The 13,569-nt window shown below is 44.0% G+C and carries 14 protein-coding genes and 1 pseudogene; 6 read left to right on the top strand and 9 right to left on the bottom strand.

The window, feature by feature from the left end; translation table 11 throughout:
• Positions 1 to 5: 5 nt before the first annotated feature.
• Positions 6 to 842, bottom strand: coding sequence for an NADPH-dependent 7-cyano-7-deazaguanine reductase QueF (gene queF / locus HPC38_RS06680; protein ID WP_208120514.1), 837 nt, complete (start codon positions 840 to 842; stop codon positions 6 to 8).
• 107 nt (positions 843 to 949) lie between these two features.
• Here queF and HPC38_RS06675 point away from each other — a divergent pair, with 107 nt between their 5' ends.
• The 5 genes from HPC38_RS06675 (at position 950) to HPC38_RS06655 (ending at position 6,338) form a co-directional block, all read left to right on the top strand.
• Positions 950 to 1,270, top strand: a complete 321-nt coding sequence (locus HPC38_RS06675) for a YqcC family protein (protein WP_208120513.1) — start codon at positions 950 to 952, stop codon at positions 1,268 to 1,270.
• Positions 1,254 to 2,018 carry a tRNA pseudouridine(65) synthase TruC gene (truC, locus tag HPC38_RS06670; RefSeq protein WP_208120512.1) on the top strand — a complete coding sequence of 255 codons (765 nt, stop codon included), beginning with the start codon at positions 1,254 to 1,256 and terminating at the stop codon, positions 2,016 to 2,018. Before HPC38_RS06675 ends, truC begins: the two co-directional genes overlap by 17 nt.
• Before the next feature lie 187 nt (positions 2,019 to 2,205).
• On the top strand, positions 2,206 to 3,165 hold the full coding sequence (locus tag HPC38_RS06665; protein ID WP_208120511.1) for a TAXI family TRAP transporter solute-binding subunit: 960 nt from the start codon (positions 2,206 to 2,208) through the stop codon (positions 3,163 to 3,165).
• 76 nt (positions 3,166 to 3,241) lie between these two features.
• Positions 3,242 to 5,908, top strand: coding sequence for a TRAP transporter permease (locus tag HPC38_RS06660; RefSeq protein ID WP_208120510.1), 2,667 nt, complete (start codon positions 3,242 to 3,244; stop codon positions 5,906 to 5,908).
• Complete coding sequence (locus HPC38_RS06655; RefSeq protein WP_208120509.1) at positions 5,901 to 6,338, top strand: universal stress protein; 438 nt, start codon at positions 5,901 to 5,903, stop codon at positions 6,336 to 6,338. Before HPC38_RS06660 ends, HPC38_RS06655 begins: the two co-directional genes overlap by 8 nt.
• A gap of 64 nt (positions 6,339 to 6,402) precedes the next feature.
• On the opposite strand, the gene uspE is transcribed toward HPC38_RS06655, so the two are convergent.
• Together uspE and HPC38_RS06645 are read right to left on the bottom strand one after the other, a co-directional pair.
• Positions 6,403 to 7,344 carry a universal stress protein UspE gene (gene uspE / locus HPC38_RS06650; protein ID WP_208120508.1) on the bottom strand — a complete coding sequence of 314 codons (942 nt, stop codon included), beginning with the start codon at positions 7,342 to 7,344 and terminating at the stop codon, positions 6,403 to 6,405.
• A gap of 83 nt (positions 7,345 to 7,427) precedes the next feature.
• Entirely contained in the window at positions 7,428 to 8,180 is a 753-nt protein-coding gene (locus HPC38_RS06645; protein ID WP_208120507.1) for an FNR family transcription factor, read from the bottom strand.
• Between the two features lie 77 nt (positions 8,181 to 8,257).
• Between HPC38_RS06645 and HPC38_RS06640 the strand changes: the two genes are divergently transcribed.
• Positions 8,258 to 8,395: a hypothetical protein gene (locus HPC38_RS06640; RefSeq protein WP_208120506.1), complete on the top strand. Its 138-nt coding sequence runs from the start codon at positions 8,258 to 8,260 to the stop codon at positions 8,393 to 8,395.
• Between the two features lie 43 nt (positions 8,396 to 8,438).
• On the opposite strand, the gene ftnA (HPC38_RS06635) is transcribed toward HPC38_RS06640, so the two are convergent.
• The 6 genes and pseudogenes from ftnA (HPC38_RS06635) to rnm form a co-directional block, all read right to left on the bottom strand.
• The gene (ftnA, locus tag HPC38_RS06635) at positions 8,439 to 8,951 is read right to left on the bottom strand and encodes a non-heme ferritin (RefSeq protein WP_208120505.1); all 513 of its coding nucleotides are present in this window, start codon (positions 8,949 to 8,951) and stop codon (positions 8,439 to 8,441) included.
• Positions 8,952 to 8,961: 10 nt separating this feature from the next.
• Complete coding sequence (ftnA, locus tag HPC38_RS06630) at positions 8,962 to 9,447, bottom strand: non-heme ferritin (protein ID WP_208120504.1); 486 nt, start codon at positions 9,445 to 9,447, stop codon at positions 8,962 to 8,964.
• A 720-nt stretch (positions 9,448 to 10,167) separates the two neighbouring features.
• Positions 10,168 to 11,136, bottom strand: a complete 969-nt coding sequence (gene cysB, locus HPC38_RS06625) for an HTH-type transcriptional regulator CysB (RefSeq protein WP_208120503.1) — start codon at positions 11,134 to 11,136, stop codon at positions 10,168 to 10,170.
• Positions 11,137 to 11,144: 8 nt separating this feature from the next.
• Positions 11,145 to 12,011, bottom strand: a pseudogene (gene rluB, locus HPC38_RS06620) (23S rRNA pseudouridine(2605) synthase RluB); the annotation flags it as partial.
• Between the two features lie 35 nt (positions 12,012 to 12,046).
• Positions 12,047 to 12,664 carry an L-threonylcarbamoyladenylate synthase gene (locus tag HPC38_RS06615; RefSeq protein WP_208120501.1) on the bottom strand — a complete coding sequence of 206 codons (618 nt, stop codon included), beginning with the start codon at positions 12,662 to 12,664 and terminating at the stop codon, positions 12,047 to 12,049.
• 71 nt (positions 12,665 to 12,735) lie between these two features.
• Positions 12,736 to 13,569 (bottom strand): RNase RNM, encoded by an 834-nt coding sequence (gene rnm, locus HPC38_RS06610; protein WP_208120500.1) that lies wholly within the window; start codon positions 13,567 to 13,569, stop codon positions 12,736 to 12,738.

The raw sequence follows: 13,569 nt of genomic DNA, 5'->3' as shown, positions 1-13,569 counted from the left end.
TGCCGCTATTGTCGTGCAAGGCGGCCTTGTGAAATTATCTCGGGTACAAAATTGGCACGCCATGGATTAATATCCAAGCCACCACGGCGAGTGTAACGGGCGTAAACGCATAATTTTTGTGGTTTAGCGTAGTGCATAATGTCGTGAAAAATGCGCTCTACACAGTGTTCGTGAAATTCATTATGTTGGCGAAACGACACCAAATAACGCAGTAGTAAAGTGCGGTCAAGTCTCGCCCCCGTGTAGTGAATTTGCACGCTGCCCCAATCAGGTTGTTGGGTGATCAAACAGTTCGATTTCAACACATGGCTGACTAAGGTTTCTGTTACTTGCTCCTTACCTGCAACATCGGTAAGTAGTTCAGGAGTGTAATCGTAAGTCGTAATCTCTACGGTTGGCGTATCAATGCATTCACCAGACAATTCCACAATGGGCGTTTGTGCATAATGCGACAGTGGGTGCAACCGCACTTTGACATCGCCTTGTGCGCACGCTTGTAAATCCCGAGCAAGGGTCGCTTGCACCTCATCAATATTGGCAAACTGCGTTTGATTAAAACTGTTAAGATAAAGCTTAAAGCTTTTCGATTCAATTAAATGGGGACTAAAGCAATCGACAGCCACTTCGCCAATCGCCACCTGTGGCATGCCTGTGGGGCTAAGCCATGATAACTCATATAGCGTCCAAAAATCTGCGCCAGCACAAAAGTGCGGTGAGTCGCCCAATGTTCGGCGTTGCAATGCGCGTGGCACACCTTGCAGTAAAGTGCGGTCGTATTCAGCCTTATATTGCACTTTCTGCCCAAGGGTGAGCTGGTGCATAATGTCGTTTTTGTCTTGCATAGGATAATTGTTATTTTAAAAGAGAAAATAGTATCACAATGTTGTGTATTTCTTGCAAACTTTACGCATAAAATAGGGTAGAATAAGGCAAATTTGAGAGGAATATTATGACCCACCTTGTTGAAATACATTTGCAACAACTCGCTGAGAGTCTCGTTGCACTTAATTTGTGGCAAAGTCAGCCGCCACATCCAAGCAAGCTGGCAAGCACAGCGCCTTTTGCACTTGATACACTCGAACCGCACGAATGGCTACAATGGATTTTTATCCCACGGATGCGAGCTTTGCTGGCCGCAAAAGCAGATCTGCCGCGTAATTTTGCCATTTCGCCTTATATCGAAGAGGCGATGAAAGAAACGGACCAATTGGCACGCATTTTAACCCCACTATATGCGCTGGAGCGTATACTCAATGACAGCCACGATTGACATTATCTACCAAGATGATGCTGTTGTGGTGGTCAATAAACCTGCCAATATGCTGGTGCACCGCAGCTGGCTTGATCGCCACGAAAGCACATTTTTAATGCAAACGCTGCGTGATCAAATCGGGCAACACGTTTACACTATTCACCGCCTTGATCGCCCCACATCAGGCGTGATGGTATTTGGACTAAACCCGAGCGTTGCGCGCCAGTTAAGCGAGCAATTTGAGCAAAAAACCATTAAAAAAAATTATCTTGCCCTTGTGCGAGGGTATTTAACAGGCGAGGGGAGAGTGGATTACGCCCTGAGCTATCGGCACGATAAAATTGCGGATAAATTTGCACGCACAGATAAGCCTGCACAAGAGGCGGTGAGCGATTACACCGCACTTTTACAGGCTGAAATGCCCTTTGCTAGCAATGATCGCTATCCCACCTCTCGTTACACGTTGGTGCAACTTAACCCACAAACAGGGCGCAAACACCAACTACGACGGCACATGAAGCACCTGCGTCACCCCATCATTGGCGATACCGTGTATGGCGATTTGCGGCAAAACCGCACTTTTGCACAGCATATTGGGGTAAATGGCTTGATGCTGCACGCCAGCCAAATTCACTTTATTCACCCCACCACAGGCAAGGTGCTGATATGCCAAGCGGGATTGGATATGCGCTGGCAACACGCGCTGGAGGCACTTGGCATGCAAAGTGCGGTTTGCCAATACGCCCAAAGTGCGGTCACAGGCTAAAAAGTGCGGTTGTTTTGTCCAAATTTGAGAGCAAACGCAAAAAATTTACATTTGATCTGAGATGTTTCACATTTGTAGTTGATTTTTACATAACGTTTGATATATGTTATCAATTAAGCTTATCTCGGAGCTTGACCATTCTACTCGGTGTAACACACTGATTATAAACACAACATAGGGAGAGAATATGAAGAAACTCTTTAAGTTATCTTTAATTACAGGTCTTATGGTGTCTTCAGCTGCAGTGATGGCAGAAGATAAATTCATCACCATCGGTACAGGTGGCCAAACAGGGGTTTACTACGTGGTTGGGCAATCTGTCTGCCAATTGGTAAACCGTGACTCTGCCAAAACAGGCATTAAATGTAATGCACCATCAAGTGGTGGCTCGGTTGGAAATCTTAACGCCATTGCCAGCAACCAATTTGATATGGGGATTGTACAATCTGACTGGCAATATCATGCCTACAATGGATCGAGCACCTTTAAAGACAAAAAAAATGATCAACTTAGAGCCATTTTCTCCATTCATCCAGAACCATTCACCGTTATGGCGCGCGATGATTCAGGCATCAAAAATTTTGATGACTTAAAAGGCAAACGTGTGAATGTAGGTGACCCAGGTTCTGGCACACGAGCTACGATGAATGTCATCTTAAATGCCAAGGGTTGGGATGATAGTGCATTTAAAGTGGCATCAGAGCTTAAACCTGCGGAAATGGCCTCTGTGATGTGTGATAACAACCTTGATGCAATCACCTATAACGTAGGGCATCCAAATGGAGCGCTAAAAGAAGCCGCCGCATCATGTGCAGCGCACTTAGTGCCTGTGACAGGTGAAGCTATTGATAAACTGGTTGCAGACTTCCCGTATTATGCGAAAGCAACCATTCCAGGCGGCTTGTACAAAGGCTCAGATAAACCAACGGATACCTTTGGGGTTTATGCCACTTTAGTGACACAAGCGAATGTCGGCGAAGATAAAGTTTACGAAGTGGTGAAAGCCGTATTTGACAATTTTGATCGTTTCAAACGCTTACACCCTGCCTTTGCTAATTTAAAAGAACAAGACATGATCAAAAATGCCTTGTCTGCGCCACTTCATCCAGGTGCAGTACGCTATTATAAAGAACGTGGCTGGATGTAATCCAAACCGCACTTTTGCTTTTCTTAGGGCAGGGGGTTCCCCTGCCTTTTCGTGTCATATTATATAGGGATTAAGTATGTCTGATATAAAAAATACGGCCCTAGATCAAGATGATTTGCAAGATATGGTCGCCGCCAATGATACAGGCGGACGAAACCCATACGGTTTTACTAAAAAACTGATTATTGGCGTTGCGATTGCGTGGTCGTTATTTCAAATTTACTACGCTTCACCTCTGCCATTTGTATTTCAGGAATTTTTGCGATCCATTGGTCTAGGTTCAATTAACGTGGTGTTTGACGACACCAAAGCACGCTCCATTCACTTGGCGTTTGCGCTCTTTTTGGCTTATCTGTCGTACCCAGCATTTAAATCATCACCGATTCATCGCGTGCCACTGATCGACTGGATTTTTGCCTTTGTGGCGGCTTTTTGTGCCGCATATTATCTCTTTTTCTATGAAAGCCTTATCACCCGTTTTGGCGCACCAAATACACAAGATATTATCGTGGGTGTGGTTGGTATTATTTTGTTACTTGAAGCAACACGACGTAGTCTCGGCCTGCCGTTGGTAATTATTGCAACCGTATTTTTACTATACAATTATGTTGGGCAATTCTTCCCCGGTGACTGGATTGTGAGTCATCGCACCGGTACGATGGAGCACATCATCAACCAACAATGGGTTACCACTGAAGGCGTGTTTGGTGTTGCGTTAGGCGTTTCCACCAAATATGTGTTCTTGTTCGTGTTATTTGGTGCATTGCTAGAAAAAGCAGGGGCAGGAAATTATTTTATCAAGACCGCCTTTGCTTATCTTGGGCATTTTAAAGGTGGCCCAGCCAAAGCGGCGGTGGTGGCATCAGGTTTGACGGGATTGATTTCAGGTTCATCCATTGCCAACGTAGTAACTACTGGTACATTTACCATTCCAATGATGAAACGAGTAGGCTTTTCGTCTGAAAAGGCTGGCGCCGTTGAGGTAGCGTCATCTGTGAACGGGCAAATTATGCCACCTGTGATGGGCGCAGCGGCGTTTTTGATGATTGAATACGTCAATATGCCGTATAACGAACTCATCACGCATGCCTTTTTACCTGCGGTAATTTCTTACATCGCATTGGTTTATATCGTGCATTTAGAAGCCTGCAAAATGAATTTGCAGGGCCTTGAGCGCTCTGATGCGCCGTCACCATTGATGATCACCATTTTGCGCGCATTGTGCACGTTTATCTCGATTTGTTTACTTTATTTCGTGATTAAATACAGTTTAGGATGGATCAAAGTCGTTGCGCCAAGCCACGCATTTGCCATTGTTTCCGTGATTGTTGGGATAGTCTATTTCCTACTACTTAAACGTGTTTCACGCTTTAAAGATTTGGAAATTGACGACCCTGAATCGCCAGTTGTGAAATTACCGTCGGTGAAGCCAACCGTGAATGCTGGCTTGCACTTTTTGCTGCCAGTGGTGATTTTGATTTGGTGTTTGATGATTGAACGGATGTCTCCTGGGCTGTCAGCTTTTTGGGGCAGTTTAGCGCTGTGCTTTATTTTGCTCACCCAGCGCCCAATCTTACAGCTTTACCGCAAGCAAAATGATATTGGCAACGCATTTAAAGCAGGCTTTGAAGACTTAGTCACAGGGCTTGAAGGTGGCGCGCGCAATATGATCGGCATCGGCATTGCCACTGCGACCGCTGGCATTATCGTGGGCGTGGTATCACTTACAGGTTTCGGCGTGCAGCTTTCTAGCATTATCGAATTCTTATCGATGGGTAACATTTTATTAATGCTGATTTTGGTGGCGATGTTTAGCTTAATTTTAGGCATGGGCTTGCCAACCACAGCCAACTATATCGTGGTGTCGTCATTGATGGCCACTGTGATTGTGGAAGTTGGTCGTCAAAACGGTTTAATTGTGCCATTAATTGCTGTTCACTTATTTGTGTTCTATTTCGGCATTATGGCAGACGTCACACCACCTGTTGGTTTAGCGTCGTTTGCAGCTGCCGCGGTGTCGGGCGGTAAACCAATTCAAACAGGGCTAATTGCCTTTGGCTACAGCCTGCGAACCGCACTTTTGCCGTTTTTGTTTATTTTCAACACCGATTTGTTGTTGATTGATGTAGATATCTGGAAGGGGATAATGGTGTTCGTGGTCGCCACGATTGCTATATTGGCATTCACGGCAGCCTCAATGCGCTATTTCTTTGATCACAATAAATGGTGGGAAACCGCACTTTTATTGTTGATTTCCTTTGCACTATTCCGCCCAGGCTTTTTTATGGAATATATCTCACCAACCGACCGCCATGTGCAACCAAGTCACTTAGTGGAAGAGTTGGGAAAAGCACCAGTGGGCGAGCCGTTCACTTTGAAAGTGGCAGGCATCAATCAATATGGCTCACCAGTTGAGTTTTATACCGAGTTGAAAGTGCCTGAAGGGCAAGATGGTGAAACCCGCCTTAAAGACCTCGGCTTAACCTTGCTTGACACAGGGGAAACTATTGAAGTTGAAGGCGAACAAATCCACAAAATTATTATTGATAACGCCGAGTTAGGATCACCTGCCGCTAAAGCAGGCCTAAACTGGGATCAAACAATTTTGTATGTCGCCTTGCCACGCCATGACACCTTGCCAAAAGAACTGGTCTTTGTCCCAGCGTTGGCAGTACTGGTTGGGCTTGGATTGAATCAGCGCCGCCGTCGGCTGCGCCAACAACAGGGAGCTGTAAATGTTTAATAATATCTTAGTGGTCATTGATTTAAGCCATCTGAGTGAGGCCAAGCGCCTCATTCAAACCGCACTTGATATGACCGAGCATCAAGAAAAGACAATCTATCGTGTTGCGGGCATTGTGCCTGCGCCAACAAATAGCATTGTGTCGTCATTTTTGCCAAAAAATTTCGATAAAGATGTGCTGGCAGAGGCTAACAAAAAGCTGCATGAATTCACCAAAAATATCTTCCCCGAAGGCAAAAAAGTGCAGCATATTGTCGCTTATGGCACGGTATATGAAGAAGTCAACCGCATCGCAGAAGAAAAAGATGTGGATTTGATTATGATGATGGCCACCCAAAAGGCACGCCAACAGCAGAAAAAAGAGGGCTTAAGCTCAGATACCGTAAAAGTTGCGCGTTATAGCCACCGCCCAGTGTTGATGATGCGCTAAGCAAAAGCTGTATGATAAAAGTGCGGTCACATAACAAAAAGCCACCGATTGGGTGGCTTTCATTTTATGCTTCAGTTTCTGGATCAGGCTTAATTGCTAATACATCACAATTTAGGCGCCCAATCACGTGTTCAGCGGTGTTCCCCAAAAAGGCAGCTGAAAGCCCCGTGCGCCCAATGGTACCAAGCACGACAAGTTCAGCTTTAATTTCTTCAGCCACTTGTGGAATGACCTCTTCAGGTAAACCTTCTTCCACATGGGTATGGTCTTCATCAATATGGAAATGCTGACGCAGTGCCTTCATATTGATTAAATGCTGTCCACGCACACTGTCAGTGTAGGCATTTGGGTTAAATTCAGGCAAATCAATAGCCATATTGACTGGCGTAGTCGGGTAGGCTGAAACAAGATGAATACGTCCAGCACTCAAAACCGAAGCCAGATCACGACTCGATGTGACCAATTTTTTATTTAACACATCGTGATAGGCCTCATCGTCAGACACATTCACTGCTACCAAAATGCGCCCTTCGCTTTGCCATTCGTGTTCTTTCACCATTAAAATAGGGCAGGCACATTTACGCAGCAACTGCCAATCGGTTGGAGTAAAAATCAATGCGTCTAACCCTTCGGCAGGTTTAGCTTCTTTAACCACCAAATCATGCTGACCTAATTCAACTTGTTCAATAATCGCTTCATAATCGCGAGATTTCCACATCACAGCAGTATCAGTTTGAATCGTTGACTGCGCAGGAATTTGGCTGGCGATAAGCTGCTCAAGCCAAGCCTTTTTCTGACTAATCACGCCTTGGTGCATGCTTTCACGCTCCTCAGAAGAGAGCATCGCACTCATTTCAAACGAGAAGTCATACAAAGAAAGAAAAAGCGTTAGCTTTACAGATTCATTAGCTTTTTCAAGCTGTTGCGCAAGGTGCAATGCGCGAGAAAGGCTAGGTTGAGTGTCTGAAGTGGGGTCAATAACCACTAAAATGTTGTTAAAACGCATGGGTTAAACCTCTAAGATAAGGAATACTCCTTATAGAATAGAGTAAAATCACTTAAACAACAACAATTTTAGTGGCTAGGCTGTTATTTTCCTTTACATTTTGTGGCATCGGCCATGGTTTTGAGCTTTTCCATATCATTAATAGTGATAAATTTGCCTTGCACCGACAAAATACCGCTCTTTTTAAACCGCCCTAAAAGCCGGCTAATGGTCTCCACCGTCAAGCCAAGATAATTAGCAATATCGCCACGGGTCATGGTTAACCCAAATTCACGAGCAGAGAAGCCGCGAGCCGAATAGCGCACAGAAAGATTATTGATAAACGCCGCTAAGCGCTCTTCCGCATTCATTTTCGACAGCAGTAAAATCATTTCCTGATCGCTTTTAATTTCGCTGCTCATCAAGCGCATGATTTGCTGGCGCAATTTCGGCATTTTTCCCGCCAAATCATCTAAAATATCAAACGGAATTTCACACACCATCGCCGTTTCTAAGGCTTGCGCAAAGCTCGGGTGGCGCATATCCGTAATCGCATCAAAGCCGACTAAATCGCCTGGTAAATGAAATGAAGTGATTTGTTCTTGACCTGTTTCGCTGATGGTGTAAGTTTTGATTGTACCAGAGCGAATAGCATATAATGAGCGCAGCGGATCACCCGCTTTAAACAGAATTTGTGATTTCTGAATGGGCTTTTTTCGTTCTATAATATTATCAAGCTGATCCAATTCTTGATTATTCAGCGTAAAGGGAATGCACAGCGTGCTAATGCTGCATTCCTGACAATGAATTGCACAACCACCAGACTGTACGCGAATACCTGAGATGATTGGAGCCATAAAAATCCCTTATAAAAATTGATCTAACTCAATAATTCTAGCATTATTTTGCCAGTGAGAAAAGAAAAGGATACACCATGCCCGTGCAAAAACTGACGAAAGCCCGCATTATTCAAATTGTTATTGCGTTGCTGATTTTAATCAGTGCATTTTTATACCGCACTTATCACAATCCATATACTCAAAGTGCGGTGCAGACAGAGCAGAGTGAGTAATAAAAAAGTCGCCAATCGGCGACCTTCGTGACAGGGTAACAAATTAGCCTTGAGTAGCAGCCTCTCCGCCCGCCAATTTAGCCAGTTCATTATCAATGTGATAAAGCCCACGGCCATCAGTACCCACAAGGTTGAATTTATCTAAAATAGAGGTGAATAGTTTTTCTTCTTCGTGTTGTTCAGCCACATACCATTGTAAGAAGTTGAAAGAAGAAAAATCTTTCTCACTAAAGGTAATATCCACCAATTCATTGATTTGCGATGTCACTAATTTCTCATGCTTATAGGTCAATTCAAACACTTGTTTTAGAGATTCAAACTCATGAGCTGGTGCTTCAATTTTGCCGATCACCGCCAATGCCCCTGTCTCTGTCAAATAGGTGAATAAGCGACGCATGTGTTGCATTTCTTCATCGGCGTGAGCAAGTAAAAATTTTGCGGCGCCTGGGTAGCCTTGCTTTTCACACCACGCACTCATTTGCAAATAAAGGTTTGAAGAATAAAACTCAAGATTAAGTTGTTCATTTAAATCGTTAATAATATTTTGTGATAACATATCTTTCCCCTTACAATGCTGCCAATTCTTTATCGATGAAATAGAGCGATAAACCGCTGTCGCCTAACAAATTGAATTTATCAATGATGCTGCCGAACAATTTTTCTTCTTCATGCTGTTCTGCCACATACCATTGCAAGAAATGGAAGCTGGATTGATCGTTGCATTCAAAGGTCACTTCAACCAATTCATTGATTTTTTTGGTGATATGTTTTTCATGCTCCAGTGTCAATTCAAACACTTCTTTAAGAGAGGCAAAATCTTTTTTTGGCGCTTCAATCTCGCCTAACACTGGCATATTCCCTGTGTCATTTAAATACTGAAACAGCTTTTGCATATGTAGCATTTCTTCATCAGCGTGTTTTAACAAAAATGCAGCAGCACCTTCAAACCCTTTCTGCGCACACCACGCACTCATTTGAAGATACAGGTTAGAAGAGTAGAATTCTAAATTAATCTGTTCGTTTAATTTATCAATAATTTTACAATTTAACATATTGATATCCTTTTAATAGAAATTATTTCGATTTGGACTATTAAAATGCGTTTTTTAATAGCGATAGCCTAATCATACCGTCTTTTTGTATAAAAGCAAGCCAAACTTGTTCGTAAGTTGTTAAAAAATAAAGAAATAACAACTATTATCATTTCACTTCTAAAAAGCAAAGTGCAATTTGATGTGCAAATTTTAAAATCTGGTGTATCACAGTAGCTAAAAATGCTCAGATTTTACCTACGCACGTTTTTTAAAACGCCGCGGTGTTTGTTATATCACCACCGATTAAATGTGACACAGTCACAGAATATTGCCAACCAATGAATCAATCGTATTTATTTTCTATTCCTGAAAACAACTGTGAATAGAGCACTGCATGAGATTAAAAAGTGACATTTATAATTATTACATTTAACATAATATACATTATGCGCAATTAGTGATAAGGTGAGCAGATACTACGATATAATAAAATCACAGGGTTATCCACAAGTGTGCTATTCACACTGTGTCTGTTATTTTGCAGTTTTTGTCACTTTTATCCAAATGAAATACAGAAGTTATACAGTGTCACTGATATTTATCAGCACATTGTAAAAATGCGATGCTGCGATGTGCATATTTAAAAAATAACAGTGTTAAGTAGGCTTTATTGCACTATTTTTAAAATTGAATGCAAAAAAAAGTGCGGTTAGACCGCACTTTAGTATTTGCTAGAAATTAGCGATGGGCGAGTTTGATATGAGAGAAAAATTGATCGATTGCGTGATTGTTGTTGAGTAATTCCGCTTTTTCAACCGCACTTTTGGTTAAGTGCGGTGCGAAAAATTCGATGAAGTCATACATATATTGGCGTAAAAATGTGCCACGTTTAAATGCGATATGCGTGCTGCTGTAATGAAATAAATGGGCAGCGTCGAGTGCAATTAAATCACTATCTGCAGGCGTATGTGCCATTGAAGCAATAATGCCCACACCAAGACCAAGCCGCACATATGTTTTCAACACATCAGCATCGGTTGCGGTAAACGCAATGTGTGGCATAATGCCCTTATGATTAAAGGCTTTCGCTAAGTCAGATGCCCCCATAAACCCAAAAGTATAGGTCACAAGCGGATACTGCCCTAATGTTTCAATACTCAATTCTTGCTCAATTAACGGATGCCCAGCAGGCACGATGACTGAGCGATTCCAGTGATAACAGGGCAATAACGCCATATCTTCAAACAGATTATGCCCTTCAGTGATAATCGCCATGTCCACACAGCCTGACGCTAACTGCTCTGCCATTTGAGCAGGCGTGCCTTGATTGATTTGCAAACTTACATTTGGATAGCGCTTAACAAACCGTTTGACCACCTCAGGCAACACATAGCGTGCTTGTGTGTTGGTGGTCGCAATGCGTAATAAACCATGATCAGGGCGGTTGAACTCTTGAGCAATGGATTTGATATTTTCCGCCTTGGCAAGCAATTCACGCGCAATTTGGATAATCATCTCCCCTTGCGGCGTAATGCTTTTAATGTGTTTGCCATTGCGCTCAAAAATCTCCAGCCCCAGCTCTTGCTCAAGCAAGCGCACTTGCTTACTGATACCTGGCTGTGAAGTATAAAGCGCCTCGGCGGCATCTGTAATATTAAGATTTTGCTCTGCTATTTCAACTAAATAGCGTAATTGTTGTAACTTCATTACTGTGATTAACGCCGTCTAGTACTTGGAGTTGAAAAACGTTTCACCGCTTTACGAATTTTAGCGGTTTTTAATCGGCGTTGTGGCTGATGTTGTTCCAGTTTAGAGTCAGTTTCTAACGCTAAGCCCACCAGTTCACGCAAATAATTCACCTCTTTAAGGCTCATTTCTTGCCAGCCACCGCGCGGTAATTGCTTGGTTAAGGCAATATTCCCATAGCGAATACGAATCAAGCGGCTTACCTGTACACCTTGCGACTCCCACAATCGGCGAACTTCTCGGTTACGACCTTCTGTTAGCGTGACATCAAACCATTGATTAATCCCCTGCCCACCGCGCGGACTAATTTGCTTAAACGCCGCCATGCCATCTTCAAGCTGCACACCTTTGCGCAATGTTTGCAACATCGCGTCATTCACTTCGCCAAAAACGCGCACAGAATATTCTCGTTCAATTTCACGGCTTGGGTGCATTAAACGATTGGCTAACTCCCCATCGGTGGTAAACAGCATCAAGCCAGAAGTATTAATATCCAGCCGTCCCACCGCAATCCAGCGTGCACCGCGCAGTTTTGGCAGGCGTTCAAACACTGTTGCACGCCCTTCAGGGTCGCGACGAGTACACAACTCCCCTTCAGGTTTGTAATACATCAGCACACGGCAGATCTGTTTTTGCTCAGGCTGCACGTTCACCAATTGCCCATCAAGGCGAATTTTGGTGTCGGTTTTCAGTTCAACGCGGTCACCTAGCGTCGCAATTTTGCCATCTACACTCACACGATTTTGAGTAATCATGGCTTCAATTTCACGGCGCGAACCTTTGCCTGCTCGCGCAAGAATTTTTTGCAGTTTTTCACCTGCAACATTTTGTTTATTTTGCATAAATATCCTTTATGTCACTCTCGCGAGCGTCATTCAAATGGGGTGGTATCACCATTACCCACACGCACAATCTCGAGTGCGCTGCCAGTTAAGTCAATCACGGTGGTCGGGCTTTCGCCCAAATAACCGCCATTAATGATTAAATCCACCTGTTTTTCAAGCCGATCACGAATTTCTTCGGGGTCGAATTGTGTTGTTTGCTCACCTGGCATAATCAATGAGCATGATAAAATCGGTTCGCCGAGTTCTGCAAGTAACGCCAGTGCAATCGCATTGTCAGGCACACGCAAGCCAATTGTTTTGCGTTTAGTCATCAAACGACGCGGCACTTCTTTGGTTGCGGTTAAAATAAAAGTGTAATGCCCTGGCGTGTTATTTTTAATCAACCGATAAGCTACATTATCAACCACCGCATAATTCGACAGCTCTGATAAATCATGGCATACCAGCGTGAAATTATGGTTTGCAGGCAGCTGACGGAGTGCGACGATACGATCCATCGCGTGTTTATCCCCTAGCGCGCAACCTAAAGCATACCCCGAATCGGTAGGATAGACTATTACGCCACCGTCGCGCACAATATCAGCCGCTTGTTTAATCAAACGTGCTTGCGGATTATCTGGGTGAATATAGAAAAATTGACTCATAATTTTACCCAATTGGTATTAAATGGCGCAATTATACACGAAAGTATACGATTTATTGAGTGAAAAGTGCGTTAAAAATGGGTCCAAATGGGCGTGACATTTTCAGGCAACCATAAATTTTTGCCCAGCTCTACCCATCCGCAGGGAAAATGAAAATCCGACCCTGCTGAGGCCAGTAGTCCCATCGTCTGCACAATGCTGCCAAGTTGGTGACGTTGCTCAGGCGACTGCCCACTGTGCGCTACCTCCACCGCATCTCCGCCCACTGCCTTAAAATCATCTAGCAGGCGCAAAAGCCATTTGCGCGTAAGCGGATAACGCAACGGGTGGGCGCATACCGCCAAGCCGCCAGCACGCTGAATCACCTCGATGGCCTCAGCCATGCTGCACCAATTCGCGTTCACATAGGCTGATTTCCCTTGCCCTAAATACCGTTTAAATGCTTGGGTTTCATTCTTCACCTTGCCTGATTGCACCAACAAACGGGCATAATGTGCGCGCGTAACTTCGCCACCAGCCAGCTGTTTAGCGCCTTCATAAGCGTTAGGCAGACCGCACTTTGCTAATTTTTCACCAATTTGAATTGCTCGCGCCTCACGCAAACGTGCCTGCTCGACTAAAAGTGCGGTCATATCGGGGTGGTTTACCGCAAAATTCAACCCTACGATGTGAATCCCACGATTTTGCCACAAAGTCGAAATTTCAACCCCCGTGATAAGCTGGATATCATGGGCTTTGGCAGCGTTGAAAGCCTCATCCATGCCTGCGATGGTGTCATGATCACACAAGGCGAGTACCTTCACGCCTTGATCAGCGGCGCGCGCCACGACATCCGCAGGGCTAAGCACCCCATCGGAGGCATTACTGTGACAGTGAAGGTCAAAATGATGTTGAGATAACGTCAT

The sequence above is a fragment of the Spirabiliibacterium pneumoniae genome (genome assembly GCF_014884995.1).
Classification (GTDB): Bacteria; Pseudomonadota; Gammaproteobacteria; order Enterobacterales; family Pasteurellaceae; genus Spirabiliibacterium; species Spirabiliibacterium pneumoniae.
The sequence above is the reverse complement of the archived record's forward strand: the minus strand, read 5'-3'. Positions and strand labels throughout refer to the sequence as shown.

Coding starts and splice junctions, on each gene's coding strand:
- queF (WP_208120514.1), bottom strand. CDS start 842: ATGCAAGACAAAAACGACATTATGCACCAGCTCACCCTTGGGCAGAAA.
- HPC38_RS06675 (WP_208120513.1), top strand. CDS start 950: ATGACCCACCTTGTTGAAATACATTTGCAACAACTCGCTGAGAGTCTC.
- truC (WP_208120512.1), top strand. CDS start 1,254: ATGACAGCCACGATTGACATTATCTACCAAGATGATGCTGTTGTGGTG.
- HPC38_RS06665 (WP_208120511.1), top strand. CDS start 2,206: ATGAAGAAACTCTTTAAGTTATCTTTAATTACAGGTCTTATGGTGTCT.
- HPC38_RS06660 (WP_208120510.1), top strand. CDS start 3,242: ATGTCTGATATAAAAAATACGGCCCTAGATCAAGATGATTTGCAAGAT.
- HPC38_RS06655 (WP_208120509.1), top strand. CDS start 5,901: ATGTTTAATAATATCTTAGTGGTCATTGATTTAAGCCATCTGAGTGAG.
- uspE (WP_208120508.1), bottom strand. CDS start 7,344: ATGCGTTTTAACAACATTTTAGTGGTTATTGACCCCACTTCAGACACT.
- HPC38_RS06645 (WP_208120507.1), bottom strand. CDS start 8,180: ATGGCTCCAATCATCTCAGGTATTCGCGTACAGTCTGGTGGTTGTGCA.
- HPC38_RS06640 (WP_208120506.1), top strand. CDS start 8,258: ATGCCCGTGCAAAAACTGACGAAAGCCCGCATTATTCAAATTGTTATT.
- ftnA (WP_208120505.1), bottom strand. CDS start 8,951: ATGTTATCACAAAATATTATTAACGATTTAAATGAACAACTTAATCTT.
- ftnA (WP_208120504.1), bottom strand. CDS start 9,447: ATGTTAAATTGTAAAATTATTGATAAATTAAACGAACAGATTAATTTA.
- cysB (WP_208120503.1), bottom strand. CDS start 11,136: ATGAAGTTACAACAATTACGCTATTTAGTTGAAATAGCAGAGCAAAAT.
- HPC38_RS06615 (WP_208120501.1), bottom strand. CDS start 12,664: ATGAGTCAATTTTTCTATATTCACCCAGATAATCCGCAAGCACGTTTG.
- rnm (WP_208120500.1), bottom strand. CDS start 13,569: ATGACGTTATCTCAACATCATTTTGACCTTCACTGTCACAGTAATGCC.